The organism is Aidingimonas halophila (assembly GCF_900106955.1).
Classification (GTDB): Bacteria; Pseudomonadota; Gammaproteobacteria; order Pseudomonadales; family Halomonadaceae; genus Aidingimonas; species Aidingimonas halophila.
Genome location: NZ_FNNI01000007.1, coordinates 141,099 through 161,994 on the forward strand (window position 1 = coordinate 141,099; position 20,896 = coordinate 161,994).

18 protein-coding genes are annotated in these 20,896 nt (G+C 58.2%); 7 read left to right on the forward strand and 11 right to left on the reverse strand.

What is annotated here, in order from left to right; all coding sequences use genetic code 11:
- Positions 1–117: 117 nt before the first annotated feature.
- A complete protein-coding gene (locus BLW01_RS14235; protein ID WP_092570870.1) occupies positions 118–984 on the forward strand; it encodes an urea carboxylase-associated family protein in 867 nt (288 codons plus the stop codon).
- Between the two features lie 51 nt (positions 985–1,035).
- On the opposite strand, the gene BLW01_RS14240 is transcribed toward BLW01_RS14235, so the two are convergent.
- The gene (locus BLW01_RS14240; RefSeq protein WP_092570872.1) at positions 1,036–2,976 is read right to left on the reverse strand and encodes an exoribonuclease II; all 1,941 of its coding nucleotides are present in this window, start codon (positions 2,974–2,976) and stop codon (positions 1,036–1,038) included.
- An 83-nt stretch (positions 2,977–3,059) separates the two neighbouring features.
- Positions 3,060–3,689: an SDR family oxidoreductase gene (locus tag BLW01_RS14245; RefSeq protein WP_092570874.1), complete on the reverse strand. Its 630-nt coding sequence runs from the start codon at positions 3,687–3,689 to the stop codon at positions 3,060–3,062.
- Between the two features lie 134 nt (positions 3,690–3,823).
- On the opposite strand from BLW01_RS14245, the gene BLW01_RS14250 reads away from it, so the two are divergent.
- Positions 3,824–4,624, forward strand: a complete 801-nt coding sequence (locus BLW01_RS14250) for an HAD family hydrolase (RefSeq protein ID WP_092570876.1) — start codon at positions 3,824–3,826, stop codon at positions 4,622–4,624.
- A gap of 2 nt (positions 4,625–4,626) precedes the next feature.
- On the opposite strand, the gene BLW01_RS14255 is transcribed toward BLW01_RS14250, so the two are convergent.
- From BLW01_RS14255 to BLW01_RS14275, 5 genes are all read right to left on the reverse strand, one after another.
- Positions 4,627–5,082: a universal stress protein gene (locus tag BLW01_RS14255; RefSeq protein WP_229806468.1), complete on the reverse strand. Its 456-nt coding sequence runs from the start codon at positions 5,080–5,082 to the stop codon at positions 4,627–4,629.
- A gap of 52 nt (positions 5,083–5,134) precedes the next feature.
- Positions 5,135–6,202 carry a YcjF family protein gene (locus tag BLW01_RS14260; RefSeq protein WP_092570878.1) on the reverse strand — a complete coding sequence of 356 codons (1,068 nt, stop codon included), beginning with the start codon at positions 6,200–6,202 and terminating at the stop codon, positions 5,135–5,137.
- The gene (locus BLW01_RS14265; RefSeq protein ID WP_092570880.1) at positions 6,199–7,590 is read right to left on the reverse strand and encodes a YcjX family GTP-binding protein; all 1,392 of its coding nucleotides are present in this window, start codon (positions 7,588–7,590) and stop codon (positions 6,199–6,201) included. The genes BLW01_RS14260 and BLW01_RS14265 overlap by 4 nt, the downstream gene beginning before the upstream one ends.
- Before the next feature lie 27 nt (positions 7,591–7,617).
- Positions 7,618–8,796 (reverse strand): MFS transporter, encoded by a 1,179-nt coding sequence (locus tag BLW01_RS14270; RefSeq protein ID WP_092570882.1) that lies wholly within the window; start codon positions 8,794–8,796, stop codon positions 7,618–7,620.
- Positions 8,797–8,953: 157 nt separating this feature from the next.
- Positions 8,954–10,549, reverse strand: a complete 1,596-nt coding sequence (locus BLW01_RS14275) for a solute:sodium symporter family transporter (protein ID WP_092570884.1) — start codon at positions 10,547–10,549, stop codon at positions 8,954–8,956.
- Between the two features lie 263 nt (positions 10,550–10,812).
- On the opposite strand from BLW01_RS14275, the gene BLW01_RS14280 reads away from it, so the two are divergent.
- Both BLW01_RS14280 and BLW01_RS14285 read left to right on the forward strand, forming a co-directional pair.
- Positions 10,813–11,361, forward strand: coding sequence for a DUF924 family protein (locus tag BLW01_RS14280; RefSeq protein WP_092571231.1), 549 nt, complete (start codon positions 10,813–10,815; stop codon positions 11,359–11,361).
- 53 nt (positions 11,362–11,414) lie between these two features.
- Positions 11,415–11,657, forward strand: a complete 243-nt coding sequence (locus BLW01_RS14285; RefSeq protein ID WP_092570886.1) for a GlsB/YeaQ/YmgE family stress response membrane protein — start codon at positions 11,415–11,417, stop codon at positions 11,655–11,657.
- 78 nt (positions 11,658–11,735) lie between these two features.
- On the opposite strand, the gene gabT is transcribed toward BLW01_RS14285, so the two are convergent.
- Both gabT and BLW01_RS14295 read right to left on the reverse strand, forming a co-directional pair.
- Entirely contained in the window at positions 11,736–13,034 is a 1,299-nt protein-coding gene (gene gabT, locus BLW01_RS14290) for a 4-aminobutyrate--2-oxoglutarate transaminase (protein WP_092570888.1), read from the reverse strand.
- A gap of 32 nt (positions 13,035–13,066) precedes the next feature.
- A complete protein-coding gene (locus BLW01_RS14295) occupies positions 13,067–14,512 on the reverse strand; it encodes an NAD-dependent succinate-semialdehyde dehydrogenase (protein WP_092570890.1) in 1,446 nt (481 codons plus the stop codon).
- A 226-nt stretch (positions 14,513–14,738) separates the two neighbouring features.
- Here BLW01_RS14295 and BLW01_RS14300 point away from each other — a divergent pair, with 226 nt between their 5' ends.
- Both BLW01_RS14300 and BLW01_RS14305 read left to right on the forward strand, forming a co-directional pair.
- Complete coding sequence (locus tag BLW01_RS14300) at positions 14,739–17,192, forward strand: DUF1266 domain-containing protein (protein ID WP_092570892.1); 2,454 nt, start codon at positions 14,739–14,741, stop codon at positions 17,190–17,192.
- A 156-nt stretch (positions 17,193–17,348) separates the two neighbouring features.
- On the forward strand, positions 17,349–17,942 hold the full coding sequence (locus BLW01_RS14305; protein WP_092570894.1) for a C40 family peptidase: 594 nt from the start codon (positions 17,349–17,351) through the stop codon (positions 17,940–17,942).
- Here BLW01_RS14305 and BLW01_RS14310 read toward each other — a convergent pair.
- The gene (locus BLW01_RS14310) at positions 17,927–18,841 is read right to left on the reverse strand and encodes a LysR family transcriptional regulator (RefSeq protein WP_092570897.1); all 915 of its coding nucleotides are present in this window, start codon (positions 18,839–18,841) and stop codon (positions 17,927–17,929) included. The genes BLW01_RS14305 and BLW01_RS14310 overlap by 16 nt on opposite strands.
- Before the next feature lie 88 nt (positions 18,842–18,929).
- On the opposite strand from BLW01_RS14310, the gene BLW01_RS14315 reads away from it, so the two are divergent.
- Complete coding sequence (locus tag BLW01_RS14315) at positions 18,930–20,135, forward strand: MFS transporter (protein ID WP_092570899.1); 1,206 nt, start codon at positions 18,930–18,932, stop codon at positions 20,133–20,135.
- Here BLW01_RS14315 and msrA read toward each other — a convergent pair.
- Positions 20,103–20,753 (reverse strand): peptide-methionine (S)-S-oxide reductase MsrA, encoded by a 651-nt coding sequence (msrA, locus tag BLW01_RS14320; RefSeq protein ID WP_092570901.1) that lies wholly within the window; start codon positions 20,751–20,753, stop codon positions 20,103–20,105. The two genes, BLW01_RS14315 and msrA, sit on opposite strands and share 33 nt — an antisense overlap.
- Positions 20,754–20,896: the final 143 nt, after the last annotated feature.

Genomic DNA, 20,896 nt, shown 5'->3' on the forward strand with positions numbered 1-20,896 from the left:
TCAAAGGGCACCTCAGGGTGCCCTTTTTCGTCGCGGATCGGTGGTTTGAGCGTTGAGGCGACCTGACCGATCTTCCGCTACGCTGATCCGATCCACCATTGGAAACGAGACAATGTCATGGCGAAGGTTCCTGCTGCCTATCAGGCGTCCCGAGGATCGATACTGGATGTCGATCGAGATTTCTATTCCCGCCTGACCTATCCCGCCGCCCGGACGCGAGTCGAGACGCTGACTGTCCCCATCCGTGAGGGACTGGCCTGGGAAGTGCCAGCGGGGCATGTGTTGCGTCTATCGACGCAGGAGGGGCCTCAGGTCGGTGATTTCAACTTGTGGCATCGTCACAATCCCCGCGAACGTTTCTGGGCATCACGAACGCGTCAGCTCCAGCGGGCTCATGTTTCCACGTGGGACCGGCTATGGTCGACATTGCCTTATCTGCGGCCGATGGCCACCATCATCGACGACACTATGTCGGCTTACGGCGTGGATGAGGAGGGCGGCCGCGTGCACGATCTGTTGGGAACCCGCTGTGATCCCTACGTCAATAAGCTATTGACCGGTGAGGACTTCGATCATCACTGTCACTCCAATCTGGTGCGGGCGGTAGCCTCTTTCGGCCTGACCGAGTTCGATGTGCACGATGTGCTCAATGTCTTTCAGTGCACCGGCCTCAACGAGGACGATCAATATTTCATGAAAGCCTGTCCAGCGCGCGAGGGTGATTACATCGAGTTCTTTGCCGAAATCGATCTGCTCTGTGCCTTGTCCTGCTGTCCGGGCGGCGATTTGTCCGTGGACCTGTGGGGGCCGAATGCCGGTGATCCACTAGCGACCTGTCACCCCATCGGCGTGGAGGTATTCAAACTGGATGATACGCTTCTCGAAGGCTGGGAGCCGCCGCAATATGCGCCTTATGCAGGTGCTCATGGCCTGCGAGGCCCTGCTGTTGACTGGACTGCCGAGAAGCGACGTCGATTTGCCTGAAAAGCGAACAGGCAGTGCTGGCACTGCCTGTTCAGGCGTTGGCAAGATCGCTCAAGCTGCCGGGCGTGCCACCAAAGAGCGCGTGTCCTCGCGCGCTTCGGTCAATATCACGCGAATGGCATCGCCTAACTTGAAGCGCTCTTCCCCTTCGACCTGCACGCGCCCTTCCTTGTCATCGATAACGACCTTGTCGCGATCGCTGTGGATCAAGGGGGCAGGAACGAATGCCGTTGCTCCATTGTCGATCAAGCGCACCCGCAGGCCGCCCCGGTTGATGGCGACGATCTCGGCATCGAATTCCTGCTGCTGTTTGGCGGCGTCCCCGAGATAGCGCACATAGAGCCAGTCCTTGACATCACGCTCGGCCATGCGATTCAGGCGACGACGTTCGGTCAATTGTTCGGTCAGCGACTGGCTGGCTTCGGCCGGGGCGTTTTCCCCTTTGAGCACTCGCTTGATCAAACGGTGATTGACCATATCGCCATATTTGCGAATCGGCGAGGTCCAGGTAGCGTAGGCGGACAATCCCAAACCGAAGTGCGGCCCCGGTTGAGCCGACATGCTGGTGAATCCCTGGAAACGGCGCAGCCGAGCGTCCAGCCAGGGATCCTCGCGATTCTCCAGTTCTCGCTTGAGTTCACGGTAACGGGGAAGCTCAAGTAGCGCCTCTCGCTCGACCTCGATATTCTGATCGGCCAGAAATTCGTGGGCCGCTTCGGCCTTTTCCGGGTCGAAGGCTCGATGCACATTGAAGATACCGTGTCCGATCTTGTCGGCCAGTAGATCAGCACCGCAGGCATTGGCCGCGATCATGGCTTCTTCGATCATGCGGTTAGCAATGCGGCGTTCCTCAGTGCGAATATTCAGGACATTGCCGGCTTCATCGAGATCGAAAACATAATCGGGGCGATCCTTGAAGACCAGGGCGTGCTCCTCGCGCCAGGCCGTGCGGGCTTCCGTCAGATCGCGCAACGCCTTGAGCTGCTCGCCAATGGTGGTGTCAGGCGCCCACTCGCTCTGGCCCTCGAGCCAGTCGGATACCGCATCATATGCCAGCTTGGCATGCGATCGGGCGGTAGCGGCGAAGAAGCGATAATCGCCGAGGCTGCCATCGGCTTCGACATTCAGTTCGCACGCCAGTACCGGGCGATTGCACCCCTCCCAGAGCGAGCAAAGATCGTCGGCCAGCACTTCCGGCAGCATGGTAACGTTCTGCCCAGGTAAATAGACGGTAAACGCACGAGTGCGCGCTTCATGGTCGATGGCATGGTTTTCCTCGACATAAGCCGTCGGGTCGGCGATGGCTACGGTCAGACGCCATCCTCCCTCTGCCCGCGAGTCGATGCGCAGGGCGTCATCCATATCCCGCGTCTTTTCGCTATCGATAGTGAAGAACGGCTCGTCAGTGAGGTCTTCACGATCCAGTCCTTCGTCGCGCAGAGGCCAATCGTCGCCGGCTTCCGGGGAAGCTTGTTCGAGAGCGTGACGGGCTAGTGTGACACGCCAGGGAACGGCAGGATCGTCACTTTTGGCAACGAGTTCATCGATTTGCGTGAAAAAGGCGCGGTCGTCGGGCTTGAGCGGATGACGTACCAAACGGGCGACGACCCAGTCACCGTCACCTATGGCGTTTTCATCGATATCGCGCTTGATCCGGGCCTTGAGCGCCTGCTTGAACGCAGGATGATCGGGTACGATTCCCAGTCGGCCCTCGCGTTTCTGCACACGAGCGATAAAGCGATCCAACCCCGCCTCGAGCAGGGTATCGGGCTCGACGGAAGTCTTGTCTCCCTCCTCCTTGACGACCGCTTCGACCCGATCTCCATGAAGCACCTGTTTCATGGCGGGAGGGGGGACGAAATAGGATTCGCCATTATCGGTTTCGAGAAAGCCGAACCCTTTTTCAGTAGCTTTGATCACGCCTTCGACGCGGGGCGTGTTATCGCGGATATCTTGCTTGAGCTGAGCAAGCAGCGCGTTGTTTTGCAGCATCGGACACTTTCAGTTGGCAGGGATAGGGTCATTACTATACGGATTCATACCGCCATCGCCAATGATGGCGTGGCCATGAATGACTATACCAGCGCCATGGCGACATTCGATTCACCATCGAGCAAGTCGAATTCGCGATTTTTCAGAGTGCGCGTCTGTGCCAGATGGGCGAGGGCGTACGCGACATTCCCGCGTGACACTGTATTGTCAGGTGCATGTGCCAGCGACGTGCTGACTAGACGTGTCGGAGTTTCGTCAGTCAGACGGCCCGGCTTGAGAATGACATGCGGAATCCTGGCGGCACGCAGGTAGGCGTCGGCTGCAAACTTGGCTGCCATGTAGGGCCGTAATTTTTCAGGTGCCGACAATGGATCGCTGGCACGCAGGGCACTGACCATGAGGAAACGTTCGAGACTGGCATTAACGGCCAGATCGATACACCGGATCGCACCATAAAGGTCGACGAGCAGGGTCTTGTCCGGGCCGGTATGTGGACCGGAGCCCGCCGTGAACACGGCCTGGTCGCAACCGTTGAAGGCTTGATGCAAGTCGCCCTCCAGGTCGGCGATCACTGTCTCGATACCGCGCTCATGAAACCAGGATTGCTGGTTGGGATGTCGTATCATGGCCCGTAAGGGCAGGCCGTTGCGATGGGCGATTTCGCAGAATTGACGACCAATCTGACCGTTGGCGCCAATGACCAGCGTTTTCATGGGGATCGCTGCTCCTTTGCAGTGACTTTCACCGATCGATGGTATCGATCATTGAAAATTCCAAGATAGCCAATACGGACAGAATACGATCATATCCGTTAGTCTAGGCGTCAATGAGTGACAAAGGATCTGGCATGACATCCCATCTTATCGTTTCCGATCTCGATGGCACCCTGTTGGGCGCCGATCACGATCTTCATCCACGTACCATCGAAACGCTCAAGGCACTGGCTGAAGCGGGCCATCGGATCGCCTTCGCTTCAGGGCGCCACTTTCGCGACATGCTGGCCTTTCGCGACCGCCTGGGGGTTCCTGTCCATTTGATCAGTACCAATGGCGCTTATGTGCATGATCCCGAAGATCGGTTGGTATCGTCTCACCATCTGCATGGTGAATTGGCCCGGGACCTGATAGGGCTTCAACGCGATCCCGGTGTACGTTTGAATCTGTATCGCGACGATGATTGGTTGATCGATGCCGAAGCGCCTCAACTGTTGGCATTGCATGCGCATACCGGCTTCGGTTATCGGGTCGCAAGTCCTGAAGAGCTCGATGGAGAAAGGGTCGGCAAGGTGCTCTACATTGGCGACCCGGCATCACTGAAGGAGCTCGAAACGACGATCCGTACTCGTCATGGCGAACGGTTGCATATCACCTATTCTCAGATGAATTCGCTGGAAGTGATGGCCCAAGGCGTCAATAAAGGGCGAGCACTGGCCGCTTTGCTGGATAAACTGGGCATGTCTGCCGATCGTTGCCTGGCATTCGGCGACAATCTCAATGACACCGAGATGCTGTCTGTAGCCGGGGAAGCGCATGTGATGGCCAACGCTCATCCGGAACTGGCCGGGCATGTGCCACATGCCGAGCATATCGGCCATCATGACGAGCTGTCAGTCGCTCGGGTACTGGAGCGACGCTTCGCGCTTCTCTGAACTTACCGTACGGTTATGACACTGCAGTTGGCTGCGTGCGTCACCTTGTGAGAGACACTGCCGAAGACGAAGCCACTCAGGTCGCTCAGGCCACGGCTGCCAAGCACGATAGCATCGACACCCAGTTTCTCGGCCTGGCGCAGAATGGTACGTGCCGGCTCACCTCGCTCGACGCGTGTATCGAGCTTCGTGACCCCCATGTCGCGGGCGGCATCGGCGGCTTTGGAGACGACTTCCTGGCCGATTTTATCATGTTCTTCCGGCGTGGTTTGCAGGTCGACGGCGCCGATACCCCAAACCATGGTCGCACCATGCGTCAGCGTCTCGGGAACATGAAGAATGGTGAGGGAGGCCGTGCCCTGCGCGAGTTGTGCGGCGACCTCCAGAGCCTTGCGTGAATTATCTGAGCCGTCAACGGCAACTAGAATCGACTGATACATAACGGATACCTCATTCATTGGAATCTCTCCTGTAGCCTAGTCGATAACAGGCGTTATGCCTTGATCGAGATCAAGTCGAGCGGGACTCATTGTTGTTTTCGCCACTCTCGAGTCGCCGTAGACGTTGCCAGAGTTCCCGGCGTAGATCGCTGATGCGTGGCGACTGGCCGTCTTCGAAGGGCAACGGGCGGGCTAGCTGAACGCAGCGCAGCCCCAGTCGGGCACTAAGCAGACCGACGCCCAATCCCTGGCCTGCTCGGGCCGATAACTTGCCGGCCAGGTTCATGGAGAGCACCTCCATGCCCGCTTCACTGGCCATCTCGCTGGCACCGGCGAAGGCCATGTTGTAGAGCACGGCACGAAAGAGTCGCAACCGGCTGGCATACCCCAGTTCCAGGCCGTAGAGGCGTGCAATACGGTCGATCAAGGCGAGATTGCGCCAGGCCACCAGCGTCATATCCACCAGCGTCAACGGGCTTACAGCCACCATGATGGCCGTATCACCGGACATGCGAGAGATGAGTCGTCGTGCTTCCCGGTCGCGTGGCGCCAACAGGTGGTGCGAGAGCAGGTGCCGGATTTCCCCACCATCGTGATGTGGCTGATGGGCTTGTTGGAAGGCTTGCCAGTGCGGGTGATCGTCATCCAGACCCAATTGACGTCGGAGCGTATCGGCCAGAGATGCGGCACGTTGGGGCGAGTGGGCATCGAGGTCTGCCAGACGCTGTCGTAGCTGAACATGTCGGCGTAGTCGCGCAAGCCGCCAGAGCTCGCGAACGACCGCGACTCCTCCCAGACCCAGTGCGAACAGGCCGAGGGCACTCCAGGCACCGCTGCTCCAATCTCCACCAAGTGTGGCACCATACAGTCCCTGGCCCAATTCGACACCCCCCATCACCAGACTGCCGCCAAGCAGAATCATCAGGCCCCAGCGTCGACGCCGAGGTCGTGCAAGGCTGTCGGTGACGGCGGCATCACTTGCCTCCCCGGTATGGTCCTCGTCTGGCAAGGCCTGTGCAGGAGTGCCGGGATCAAAGTGTCTGGGGGGGCGAGGATGTTGCGGATGATGCCGATCGCTCTGACCGTTCATATCAAAGCGTTGCGCTGGACGAGGCGCGTCATGTCGCTTGTCGCTCATTGCAATTTATCTCCGAGCAGCCAGTCCAGCGCTGTGTCAAGACGGATATGGGGCAGGACACCGTTGTTTCGCGGCAGCGGCCGAAATGCACGGAACGCGAATCCCTGACGCTGCCAGAAGGTAGCATCAGGCAACTGGGGTGGGACATCACCGGGAAAGAGCAGTGACGGTTCGCCATCCAGTGTGGTACCACGCAGCGCCGGCAGTTGTCGTCCGTCCTGCGTGACGGATTGGGGTTGCGTGGCGCGAATGGAGGCCAGGGACAGAGCCTTGACCGGGATATCGGCAAAATGCAGATCCCGCAGCGGTTCGGCCAGCAGGGCTTCCAGTAGGGTGACGAGATTGCCATGCTGTTCCGGTGTGACATGGTCGGCCTTGGTGGCGGCGATGGCCAGTCGGTCGATGCGTGGAGAAAACAGCCGCGACAGCAAGTGTCGCTGGCCGTAGGCGAAGCTCTGCATCAATGTCCCTAACGCCCGCGACAGGTCCTCGAAGCGCTCAGGGCCGGCATTGAGAGCGCCCAGGACATCGACCAGTACGATCTGACGGTCGAAGTGGCGGAAATGGTTTCGGTAAAACGGTTTGACGATACGTTGCAAATAGTGGTCGTAGCGTCGCACCAGTGTTTGGTAGATGCTGGACTCGGGTAACGACTCCAGTACCGTGCGGTCGGATTGTGCGACGGCTGGCAGTGGGAAGAACTGAAGAACCGGCGCACCCTCGAGATCTCCAGGTAGCAAGAAACGGCCCGGCTGCAGATTCGAGAACCCGGCCTCGCGGGCATGGCCTAGTCCCTTCGCATAGAGGGCGGCGATGTCGGCCAATCGGGATTCGTCGGCTTCAGCGGCCGGATCGAGATTTTCGATGGCAGTGAGCCAGTCGGCGAACAATGCGCGACGCTCGGGAGAGTGGGCGAATGTCTGACTCTGACTCCAGCTCAGGTAGTCGTGTTGCAACAGTGGCAGATCAAGTAGCCATTCGCCGGGGTAGTCGAACAGGTCGAGACTGAGTTCTCGTGTGTTATTGCTGAACAGGCCTCGCCGTGCCGGCCGGTAACGAATCGCCAAACGCAGTTCACTGATACCGCGTGTCGGTTCGGGCCAGCGGGGCGGCGTACCATCGAGCGCTGCCAGCGCCTCGTCATAGGGAAAACGCGGCACATCGAGATCCTTCTGAGCGATTCGTTTGGCACCGAGTAGCCGCCCCTCGCGGGCCGCCGGCAACAGATCGAGACGGGCTTCGAGACCGGCATGCCGAAGTTGATTGACCAACGAGGTGAGAAAGGCCGTTTTGCCGGATCGCGACAGCCCCGTGACTGCCAAACGCAGTTGGCGGTCACGGCCCCGTTCGATCAGATCGTTGATTTCATTGGCCAGTGACTGACGCATCAAGCTTGATTCCGTTCGCTGTGGTCATCAGCCACTAATGTGCGGGTGTTGGCGCTGTCTGGCAAGCCGTTGCCATGCCAACAAGGCGATCGGCATCATCGACAGCGGAATCAGCAAGGCGTTGAGCAGTGACCACCCCAATTGATCCACCAACGGGCCAGCCAGCCAGGCGGTGAGTGCCACGGTCGAGAAGACCAGGAACTCGTTGGCCGCTTGGGTCCGGGCTTTTTCGATGGGGCGATACGCTTCGGTGAGCAGTCCGGTAGCCGGCAGGAACGTAAAGTTCCAGCCCAATCCCAGCAGGATCAAGGCCGTATGAAATCCCGCAACCCCTGTCTCGAATTGAGCGACCACGGCACAGGCGATAAGGAGTAAGCAGCCGATGATGATCATGCGGGACGTGCCATAACGCGCGGTGAGATGCCCGGTAATGAATGACGGCAGGAACATCGCCAGCACGTGCCATTGAATCGTCGTGGCGACATGATCGAAGTGCATACCTTGATTGGCCATTGCCAATGGCGTGGCTGTCATGGCCAGGTTCATGACGCCATAGCCGATCAACCCAGCGACGACAGCAACGATGAATACTGGCTGACGGAGAATGTCACCTAATGGGCGTGGCTCCCCTTCGCCGTGGGTGATCTCGACCGCAGGTAGCCGTATCATCGCTAGAATCACCAGCGCTGTCAGATACAAGACGCCCAGTCCCAGAAAACTGCCTAAAAAGGGCACATCCGCGATGTCCCGACTGGTACGGGCCAGCCAGGGTCCGAAGAAGGCCGCGAGGACACCGCCTCCCATGACCAGGCCGATGGCTCGGTCGCGTAGCTTGGCGGGGGCCGCTTCCACCGCAGCGAAGCGATATAGCTGGCCGAACCCGATGCCGATACCGATCAACCAGGTCCCCAGCATGAACAGGAAAAAATGCTCCCCGGCCAGTGACTGAATGGCCGTCGCCACACCAATGAGCCCCATCATGTTGCCGAGTACAAAGCCGCGTTTGCGGCCCAGTCGAGCCATGATCAATGAGGCGGGAATGGTGGCGCACATCAGCCCGAGCCACTGGGTGGCAACCGGTGCCGTGGACCAGGCGGACGTCGGCGCCAACTCGGCACCGATCAACGGAGATACCGCAATCAGCAGGATATTGCCGCTGACCAGCAGGGCTTGGCATAACGACAGCAGCATAACGGATAGAGGCATGCTACGACTCCCGATCATCCTTGATGGCAACCCGCCAAGTTTCAGTCTTCGGGGTCATATCTGCAAGGACCCATATCCCACCGATGAGGTCATGAGGATAAAAAAGCGCCCTGCGTGGTGGGCAGGGCGCTGAGGAATTGGTGATCGAGTGGTCGAGTTATCCGGCGAAAGCGGCGTAGATAGTGATCACCAGGATGACCAGCACGGTCCCCGCGGGTATGGCTCCTTTCCAGGGGGTCAGGTCGACGGCACCACTGTCTTCATGGACCCACTCCGTTTCGCGCGGGCGTAACTTGCCGATCAACAGCATGACCAGCACCAGCAATACGAAGATACTGGCGACGAAGTGGAACTCGCTCATCACCTCCGGAAGCAGGGTGAAGGGCGGAATGAAATATCCCGCAAAGATCAGCAGGCAGCCGCCTACCAGCCCGACTTTCGCGCCCATGGCGGGAACACGTTTGGTCAGTAACCCGACCAGCACGACGGCGAGGATGGGAATGAAGTAGATGGCGTTCATCTTCTGCAGGTAGCCGAACAGGCTCTCTTGGCCGGCCAACAGAGGCGCGATGGTCATCGACGAGATGGCCATGATCCAACCGAATATCTTGCTCGATTTGACGACCTGTGCTTCGGACGCATTCTTGTTGAGCACGCCCTTGTACAGACCCATGCTGAACAGCGTCGTGGTACTGTTGAGCGCCGAGTTGAACGACGAGAGGATGGCGCCAACCATCACGGCAGCGAAAAAGCCGGTGAGGTAGGGAGGCAGTACATTGAAGACCAGGTGGCCATAGGCCTCGTCGGCGCGAATGCCCTGGTCGGCGTACAGATGATAGGCAATGATGCCGGGCAGGACCAGATAGAGCGGGCCGAGCAGCTTGAAGAAGCCGGTCAGCAGCACCCCTTTCTGTCCCTCGGCCAGGTTCTTGGCTGCGAACGTCCGCTGAATGATCTGCTGGTTCGTGGTCCAGTAGAAGAGATTGATCAGGAACACGCCCGTGAACAGGGTCGAGAAGGGAACTTGCTGGTCACTGCCACCGATGGAGTTGAGTTTTTCCGGGTTGGATTCCTTGAGCGTGTCCCAGCCAGCTAACAGCCCACCATCATCGCTGACGGCCTGCAAGCCAAAATAGACGATAACGAAACCGCCGACCAATAGGCCGATGCCATTCAGGGTGTCGGAGACAGCAACCGTACGCAGACCGCCGAACAGGGCATAGAAGGAACCGATGATACCGACCAGCCACACGGTGCCCCATAGTAGAACGGTATTGGACTCGATACCGGTCAGCCCCTGGAGATCGAGCATTCCCTGGAGCCCGATAGCGCCCGAATAGAGAATGATCGGTAGCAGAATCACCGCATAGGCGATGAGAAAAATAATGTTGCAGATTAACTGAGTCGCGCCATCGAAACGAATTTGAAGCAGTTGTGGCACTGTCGTGATGCCACTGCGCAGAAAGCGTGGCAGGAAAAACAGGGCTAAAGCGACCAATGCCAGAACGGCGACGACTTCCCAGGCCATGACACTCAGGCCATCAGTGAATGCCGATCCATTGAGCCCCACCATCTGCTCCGTGGAGAGGTTGGTCATCAGTAGAGAACCGGCGATCAGGGGGAATGTCAGGCTGCGCCCGGCAAGGAAGAGGCCGCTGGTGCTCTTGTGATCGTCCCGTCGCGTGATACGCCAGGTGATGAAAGCAACCAGCCCGGTGAAAAACAGGAACGACGCCAGAGTCAGGGCATGCATGGTATCGTTATCCTTCAAGTGTTGGATGGGTTTTTGCGGCGTTATCGCGGCTTTGCCGAGTAAAAGTTGCGTAAACTTACGACTGGCGTGGGAATTCTAGTCGGCTGAATCGATTCCTCCATACACCTTTCGTCTAATGTCTGACATTGAGGGAGACCATGTCCGCCATGATCGAGGTCAACGCTTGAGGGTTCGACACGAAGCGAGAGTCAGGCCATGATGACGATACTTCGCTACAGGATAGTTTCATCGAGGATCCGATGATGGAAGATCTGACCGCGCAGCAGGTGCTGTCATTCTGGTTCGAGGAGCTCACGCCAACGCAGTGGTTTGCCAAGGAAGACACGCTGGATCAGAGAATCGCCGAGCGTTTCAGTGGAACGCTCGAGGCGGCGATAAGAGGGGAGTGCTGGCCGTGGCGGCAATCTGTCCAGGGGCGTTTGGCGGAAATTCTGGTCCTGGATCAGTTTTCGAGAAATATTCATCGAGACACCCCGCGAGCCTTTGCTCAGGATCCCCAGGCCCTGGTATTGGCTCAGGAATCGGTGGCACGCAAGGCGGATCGACACCTCGAACCGGCGGAGCGGGCTTTTCTCTATATGCCGTTCATGCATAGCGAATCGTTACTGATTCATGATGAGGCCCTGCGCTTGTTCGACCAGCCGGGTCTGGAGGAGAATCTGCGTTTTGAGCATCGGCACCGGGAAATCATTGCCCGGTTTGGACGTTATCCGCATCGCAATGCCATTCTGGGGCGCGAATCGACGGCAGAAGAGCGGAATTTCTTGCAGGCACCCGGCTCATCATTCTGATCACGACATCTGGATGGCGGGCATCTTTGAAAGGAATGAAAGGAGAGTGAACTATGGGATTGATTGCATGGTTGATCATAGGTGGGCTGGCAGGATGGATCGCCGGTAATATCATGCGCGGTGGCGGTTTCGGTATACTCGGGAATATCGGCGTCGGTATCGTTGGTGCCGTGGTCGGCGGATTTCTTTTCAGCCTGCTAGGTCTGTCGTCCGGCGGTTTCATCGGTTCGCTGGTAACCGCGACGGTGGGCGCTGTGGTCCTTCTGTGGGTCATCGCCAAAGTCAAGAGCGGTTAGCGGTTGCTTTGCTCTATCCATAAGGCAATGGCCCGGCATCTCGTTGCCGGGCCATTGTGGTGGCAGTGACGATGTCGTTCAGGCGGTGGCAGTCGTCTTTTTACCTACCAGCTCTGTCAAGGCGTCTTCAATGATGCCCAAGCCTTCCTCGAGTACATCGTCCTGAATCGTCACCGGCATCAGGAAACGAATGGTGTTGCCGTACATTCCGCAGGAGAGCAGGATCAATCCTTTCTCACGAGCCTTTTTGCACAGTGCACCGGCCAGTTCCGCATCGGGAGTATGGTCGGCTTTGCTGGAAACCAGTTCGAAGGCGGCCATGGCGCCCATGTTGCGCGGGTTGTCGACGCACTCGAAATGCTGCTGCCATTGGGCAAAGCGCTTGGATAGCTTGTCTCCCAACGCCTGACTCTTCTCGAGGATGTTTTCCTCTTCGAATACGTCGAGGACAGCTAGAGTGGCTGCACAGGATACCGGGCTACCCGTATACGTGCCGCCCAACGAGTTTCCGCCGGAGGCATCCATGTGCTTGTCGGTACCGACCACGGCGGAGATCGGCATGCCATCGGCCATGCTCTTGGCCATGGTCATGATGTCCGGCTCCACGCCGCTGTACTCGATAGCGAACAGTTTGCCGGTACGCCCGAAGCCGGACTGAACCTCATCGACGATCATCAGCATGCCGTGCTCGTCGCAGATATCGCGAATCGCCTTGAGGAAGCTGCTGGAAGCGGCATAAAAACCGCCTTCGCCGAGTACTGGCTCGATCACGACCGCGGCGGTGTCGCGGGGATTGGCATCGGTCTTCAGTGCCATCTTCAGGCCACGCAGGGCTTCGTCCTCGCTGACGCCGTGGTAGGGCACCGGGTAGGGCGCGCGGAAGACATTGCCGGGCATGCTGCCGAAATCGGTCTGGTAGGGGGCGACCTTGCCGTTCATGGCCATGGTCATGAACGTGCGACCGTGGTAGCCGCCGTCAAAGCAGATCACATTGTTCTTGCCGGTGGCGGCACGCGCGACCTTGACGGCATTTTCCAGTGCCTCGGCGCCCGAGTTGGCGAGCATTACCTTGGCGTGGCCGCGTACTGGCGTCACCTGGCTGAGCTTTTCCGCCACTTTGACGTAGCCTTCATATGGCATGACCGTCTGGCAGGTATGCATGACCTTGTCGAGCTGGGCCTTGACGGCTTCGACGACCTTGGGATGTCGATGGCCGATGTTGAGTACCCCGATACCGCCGGCGAAATCGATGAAACGGTTGCCATCTGCATCCCAGATTTCGGCATTTTCGGCACGATCGGCAAATTGGGTAGCGGGACTGGCGGCACCGCTGGCGACATAACGCTGCTTGAGTTCATTGAGTTGGGCGTTGTTCATGGTCAATCTCCTTCCAGGAAATGAAGTGGCGTTCATAAGCCGCCGATACAGACGTATTTTAGCTCAGTGTATTCATCCAAGCCGTGATGCGATCCTTCACGACCCAGCCCGGATTCCTTGACTCCGCCGAAGGGTGCCAATTCCGTGGAAAGCAACCCTTCATTGACAGCTACCATGCCATATTCCAGGCCTTCCATGACATGCCATATACGCCGGTAATCGGTAGCGTAAAAATAGGCGGCCAGACCGAACTCGGTGGCATTGGCCATGGCGATGGCTTCATCATCGGTCTCGAAACGAAAAACCGGCGCGACAGGACCGAATGTCTCTTCCGTAGCGACCCGCATGTCGTCAGTGACATCGGCAAGTACCGTGGGCTGGAAGAAGGTGCCGCCAAGCGGGTGTGGCTCGCCGCCGCAAACCAGTCTGCCTCCCTTGTCCAGCACATCACTGATGTGTGTCTGCACCTTGTCGAGCGCCGCCGTATTGATCAACGGTCCCTGGACAACACCGTCTTCCAGTCCATTGCCGACCTTGAGTTCAGCAACGCGTTTGGCGAGCTTGTCAACGAATGCGTCATGGACGTGTGACTGGACCAGGAAGCGGTTGGTACATACACAGGTCTGTCCAGAGTTGCGGAACTTGGAAGCAATGGAGCCTTCCACGGCAGCATCCAGGTCGGCGTCATCGAAGACGATGAACGGTGCGTTGCCGCCCAGTTCCATCGACGCCTTCTTGACGGTCTGTGCACACTGAGCCAGCAGTGTCTTGCCGACAGGTGTCGAACCGGTGAACGATACCTTGCGTACTCTGGGGTCAGAGGTCAGAACGTCACCGATGGCTTTGGGATCCTGAGCCGTCACGACATTCAGCACCCCTGCCGGGATGCCAGCCTGTTCGGCCAGGGCCGCCAGCGCCAGGGCAGTCAATGGCGTCGCTTCCGCGGGCTTGATCACAACGGGGCAACCGGCGGCCATGGCCGGAGCACACTTGCGGGTGATCATCGCCAGCGGAAAATTCCAGGGAGTGATGGCCGCGACGACCCCTATCGATTCACGAAACACCAGCAGGCGCTTGTTTTCACCATGACTGGGGAGGGTTTCACCGGCGATGCGTTTGGCTTCTTCGGCATAGAACTCCACGAACGATGCGCCATAGCCGACCTCCCCCCGGGATTCGGCTAGAGGCTTGCCCTGCTCGAGTGTCATCAGGCGTGCAAGGTCTTCCTGATGGGCCATGATGGCATTGAACCAGGTACGCAATAGGGCGGCACGTTGTTTGGCAGGGGTCCTGCGCCATGCAGGCCACGCTGCGTCAGCCGCGGCAACGGCTTTCCGCGTGTCATCGGCGTCCAGGTCGGGAACGTCGGCCAGTGTTTCGCCGGAAGCCGGGTTCGTCACCGGAAAACGGCGGCTTCCGGCGTGCCATTGACCATTGATGTACGCCTGGGGAATCAGAATGTCAGGCAACTGAGCCATAGTATCTCCTCGTCGAGATGAGCATTGGATACGGTTGCTATCGTGGGATGACGTCATATTTGACGGAGTGTGCATTATTTAAAACACTGCGCCAACCTTTTTCTTTCCCCGCGAGCATGACTATGGCGTCATAATACTTAGGCATCGGCGATGGCCTCGCTTTCGGCTACACTAGGCACCGTTTTATCGTCGTGCCGTCTTGGCTCTACCCCTATCGAGGTGAAATTTGGTTGATCCCCTGAATGCATGGTGGGCACAACAACTCGTGCTTTGCGGTTGGCCATTCGATCCCGACCCGACAGCTATGGAGTCTCAACTCGCTGAGTCGCACCTCATGCAGATGGGGATGCGGGACCGCGGTGAGTTGGGATGGCTGCTTCTGCAAGCTTGTTCATTGGAACAAGCAAGTCCAACCGTTCAGTTGGCGGCATTGGAGGGGGTGGCGCTGTCCGTTGCCGCTGGCTGGATAGGAGAGTCGCAAGCTCGTGCCTGGGTTCATCATGTGGCGTCTGATATTTGTCGTCATCATGCGGCGCTGTCGTCGTGGCTGAGTGCATTGCGTCAGGTCCGTGGTGCTGAAGGATGGTGGCGCGGTGATGACGGCTTTCCGCAGGCGTGTGATGCCCTATTGACACTGGAACGTGAAGGAGACGGTGTCACCTGGGAACGGCTGGAGCAGGCACTAGCCGAGCCGCAGCCTGATACCTCTCTCTGGGCCGAGCCTACCGTCTGGCGGTTGCGTGCTGTTTTCGCGCCGACGCTGGTGTCCCCGGCGAACGCATCTCTGGATACGCCGCATGCTATTGAGTGGTTGCGTCAGGAGTGGGACATTCGAGGCCGTGACGATCTGATTCGCACGCTTTTATGGCTGGCGGGCCAGGGAGACCGTTATCAGTGGGACATGGATGCGATGCAGTTGCTCGACAAGGATGAGCGTGACCGCCAGCGCTGGCTGGTTTCGCTCCAGGAGTCCGCGTCTTATGGACGCACGCTGCTTGCGTTCGTGTCCTGTGGCGAACCATTGGAGTGGGCCGCGTGGGATTGGGTGCGGCTGGTGGAGCTCGCGTTCGTCGGTGAGGGCCTGGAGTGGCTTGATGCTGCTGAGTCCCGGGCATTTGCTGCGCATGGGGCGGATTTGATTGCGCGGCGTTACAGTGATTGGATTGCCTTGTCTCATGCTTATCAGCGTGGACGCTCCCTCTTCGAAGGGCGCGATGTCATGGCGGATAACGAACATGACTGGCGTTTGCTTTGGTACTCGCCCGCGAGCCCCTGGCAGTTGCCATTGAGGGAGGTCCTTGATGACAACACGCGAGCAGCATCACGTGCTGCCATTGGCCAGTGGCGAAACGATGCCAGACACTGGGTCCTGACCCTGGCTGCTGTAAGAGAGCCGGGTCTGTTGGTTCGCCAGGGAACGGCTGTGACTTCGCCTTCCGAGGAGCAGCGCCAGGTAGCCAGGCAGCATTTGCAGGAAGCGTTAGGGCTGTATCCCGGTGATGATTTGGCCGAACTCTCGCGTCATTGGCTCCCTGCACAGGCTCATCACCTCAATCAGCTGGCCGCGGATGCTCGTTATAATGCACTACCGCCTACCGACACCAGGTTAGGCAAACCCGAGCCGGATGCCGTTAATCAGCGGGCAGCCTTGAAACGCTGCAGCCATCATGCGGCCACCATTTACATGGCTGAAAAGTATGCCTTTCATTTGCAGTTGGCGATGGACAGCGGGGACTTTGATGCCACATCACTCGATGCATTGGCTGAGGCTCTGCGGAGTGTCTTGTGTCGTTTCTACGGTGATGCGCGACGGCTGCTTGATGCCTGGGCGGCCTGGGAAACAGCCTTGCCCGACGATCATTCTGGTGCGTTGGCTCCGGATATACGCTGGCATCGTGATGATCCCGGCAGTCCGTTCCATTGGCTCGACTGGTGTGCGACGGCCTGGCACGAGCCGGGCATACGGCCCAGTCTTCGCCGGTTTACCGCTCAGACATTGGTTGGACCGTTGAACCCCAATGTCTGGGCGGAGCCGGTGAAGGAGAGTGAGCGTGAATGCCGGGCGATTCGTGAATGGCTCGATGAGCAGTATGCCCTGCAGGATCGTGATGCATTGCTTGAGTTTCTTGATTACCTGCTCAATGCCGGTGATCGTCAGGACTATCAGATCAATTATGCACCCTACACCCTCAACAAGGAGCGGCTGGCATCGGAAATCGCGATGCTGGAAGCCAGCGCCTGCAATGAGGATGACCGCAATCACCTATTGCGACTCGAGCGAGTGCAGAAAAACGATGCGTGCTGCAATGATGTGGACATGGCAGCCTGGGACATTGCCCAGAGTATCGATCTGGCCATGGCGGGACGACAGTTAGGCTGGCTGGATGACCAGACGTTCGATCTCTATCTGGAAACGGCTTATTCACTGGCGCAGACGCACTATGGTGATTGGTCGGCCTACGCCGCAGGACTCTATGCAGGGTTTGCATTTTTCATGGCGGAAACCGAAGAACGTCATACGTTTCTTCAGCGCTTTCGTGACGCGCTGGTCGGCTGGTTGACCGGGGCGCCACCGCTTGCCGGTCCGTGGTCGAGCCTGGATTTTCCTGGCGCACGGCCACATCACTGGGCGCCCATGCATATCGATACCTTGCTGGGAGATGCCCATACCCTGCATTGAAGGGCGATGTATAGTCGTCGGAATGTGCAACGTGTGTCCCTGAATTCGCCAATGACGTGAAAGTCGATTATATTCATTCACTTTGTAGGTGGCTCGACCATGCATCAAGAGGGATTGAGGTCGAGCCGTGTCCATGGATAACAAGAGAGCATCAGGATGCTGCGACTTGCAGGATGCGTTTTTTTGCTGGCGACTTTGGCCGGATGTGCTGGTACAACGACACAAGAGCCGCCGAGTGATGCCGATTACTTCAGTCACGGTTCGGCGGAAACGCTCCCTCATTCTCCCCTCGATGAGCCGTTGGTACAGAGTTTTCTGCAACCGTCGCCCAAGGTCGTTCGCCAGGCGCTGCTGGATGAGCATGAACGCTGGGTCGGAACACCGTATAGACTAGGGGGAGAGGGCGAGTACGGTATCGATTGCTCGGCGCTGGTCCAGGCTATCTTCGATGAACGTTTCGATACGCATCTGCCCCGAACGACGGAGTCCCAAGCCGTGGAAGGGCACCGTGTTTCTCTCGAAGAATTGGAAGCGGGCGATCTCGTCTTTTTCAGACCGCCGGGTGTCTACCGCCATGTGGGAATCTACGTCGGTGAAGGTCGCTTTCTGCATGCCTCCACCTCGCAAGGCGTCATGCTTTCTGAAATAGACAACCTCTATTGGCAGCGCCACTTCTGGCAGGCGCGTCGCCCCATGGAGCCGACCCGCCTTGCGCATCGTGCCATGCTATCGCGCTATTCCGGCTCCTGATCATGGTGATCGGTGAGCGCTTGCTGATGGTCGACGACAAAGTCGACAAAAGCACGCTCCGCACGTGATAACCCGGCCCGCGCCGACCAGGCCAGGCAGAGATCCAGCCAGGCCGGTGGGTCGAAAGAGACGGCGGCCAGGCCGGGGTCATCGATGACCCGCCGCAGGAACGTCGTTATACCAAAGCCTTGACGAACAATGGCCTTGGTGAGTGGGATCAGGTTGGATTGAAAAGCAATATCGGGCTGATACTGGGTGTCTCGAGCCAGTGTGTCCACGAATTCACGGTGGAAATAGCCATCCTGAAAAAGCACCAGAGGTTCTCTGAAGAATGCGTCTGCGGTAACGGCGTTTCGCTGTGCAAACTCATGATCATGAGGCACGCAGACCACCATTTCTTCTCGAAGAAAATGTCGTCGTTCCAGCGATTGGCTGTCGGCGTCATCCATCACCACACCCAAGTCCAGCTCACCATCATGAATCATTTGCTGCAGGCGCCGTGTCCCGGCTTCGATCACGGTCAGCCGAATGCCGGGGTGTTGCGCCTTGAATCCCATCAGTAGTGGCGGGAAGTAGTAGGACCCCAGCATGGAGGGAATGCCAATGCGGACTTCTCCCTTGACCAGGCCGTGCAGCTCTCGCATCGCCAGATGGGCGGCCTCGGCATGAGCCAGCAATTCACGCGCATGCTGGCAGAGGATGTCCCCTTCGGGCGTCAGGCTGATGCGTCGTTCATGACGGTGGAGGAGTTGAACGTCCAGACGCTCTTCCAGGCTGGCGATGGTCTGGCTGACAGCTGACTGCGCAACATGCAATTCTCGGGCAGCAGCGCTGAATCCGCCGTGATCGGCAATCGTCACGAAGACTCGCAGGGCACGTAGATCGAAGGGAAGGGCCATAAGAATATCCGATGGAATGTATCTTAATGTTCTATTTGGATGATGCCTTAATTCACGCGATCATGACCATCCCAGCCAGGAGATATCCATGATCGAAGCATATAGCCGTGAGTGGTGGCGTGCGACGCTGGCGCTGTGCCTCGGATCCTTTACGGTATTCATCAATTTGTATGCCCCCCAGCCGTTGTTGCCGGAGCTCCGACATACCTTTGGTATCTCGACGCTGGTGGTCGGGCTGGCGATGTCAGTGGCAACCTTGACACTGGCGATGTCGTTGCTGTTTTTCGGAACGCTGTCCGATGCCATTGGTCGGCGTGCGATCATGCGCATTACCTTGTTGTTGACCGGCTTGTGTTCGCTGGTGGTGACGCTCGCGCCGAACTTCGCAGCACTGCTGATCGTGCGGGCGCTGCAAGGATTCGTGCTTGGGGGGTTGCCTGCTGTGGCCATCGCCTGGATGGGAGATGAGTTTGATAAGCGAGCCCTGATGTTGGCGGTGGGCTTCTATATCAGTGCCAATACTCTGGGAGGTATCGGCGGGCGTGTCATTGGTGGCACAGCGGCGCATCTGGGAGGATGGCAAGCCAGCTTTCTCGCGGTCGGTATTCTCAGCATGGTATGCATTGTAATGTTCTGGCGGCTATTGCCGCCGGCCCGCCACTTCCAGGCGACACCTTTCAAGTGGCGACCGGCACTGCAATCGATCCGTGGCCATCTTGCCAATCCTGTACTGTTGGCAGCCTATTTGATCGGCGGCTTGAACTTCCTGATTTTCATCAATCAGTACAGCTATATGACCTTCCGGTTGAATGACAGTCCCTACGGTTTGAGCACTCAATGGCTGGGAATGATATTTCTGACCTATCTGGGCGGTACGCTGGGGTCGGCGCTATCGGGGCGAGTGGCTCAGCGACTGGCGCAGCCGACCTGCATGATGATGGGAATCGTGATTCTGATGGGCGGTACACTGATCACGTTAGCCAATCCACTGGCCGTTATTCTTCTGGGACTGACGATCAATGCGTTCGGCTTCTTTTTCTGCCACTCCATGGCGTCCAGCTGGGTAGGCCGCCATGCTACCGAGGCTCGGGGCAGTGCGTCAGCGCTCTACCTGGTCTTCTACTATGTCGGCGCGAGCCTGGGTGCGTTCTACCTCGAGCCGTTCTGGCTGGTGGGTGGTTGGCCGGGAGTGGTCATCGCGTCCTGGCTGGTTCTGGTGTTCACCCTTGCCACTGCGGCCTGGTTGAAGCGACGTGAACGTTCACTCAGCACGTTCCACTCGGCCATCGGCTAGGCCTCCGGCTTCTTCTTCCCATATTTCCTCAAGACGCTCTTCGCGGCCACAACCGGATTTGTAAAAGCGGTAACGTACGGGATTTTCCTGATAATAGTTCTGATGTTCGTCACCCGCCGGGTAGAAGGCCTCGAAGTCCTCGATTTCGGTAGCAATGTCTCGGTCGAAGCGTTCAGCCAATTCGTCACGCGTGCTCTCGGCTAATTCCCGTTGCTCGTCGTTCATGACGAAGATGGCGCTGCGATAGGAGTCGCCCACATCGCAGAACTGCCGATTCTCGGCAAAGGGATCGATATTGCGCCAGAATACATAGAGCAAGTCTTCGTAATCGACCCGCTCGGGATCATATGTCACTTCGACGACCTCGGCGTGGCCGGTGCCGCCGTCGACTACGTCGTTGTATGTTGGAGACTCGACGTGTCCGCCACTGAATCCCGACGTCGTGGACAGCACGCCTGCGACCGGATCGAACGCTTCTTCGACACACCAGAAACAGCCGCCGGCAAAGACAGCGCGGGCCGTGTCGCCATCATCATTCTCCTCGGCCTGCGTTGCCGATATGATGGCAAAGGGCAGGGCGGCAGCAGTCAAATAGCGTAACGCAGTCGATGGTGACATGAGGTGCCTCGAAGGTTGCATGGTTTACTATCCTTGGATAGCGAGAACCGTTCACAGTTCAGTGCCATCGAGTCTGTAAGGTGTTGGCGTCATATTCCACCAAGGTACAGCCCCGCAGAGACAATCAGAAGCCACAACTTACA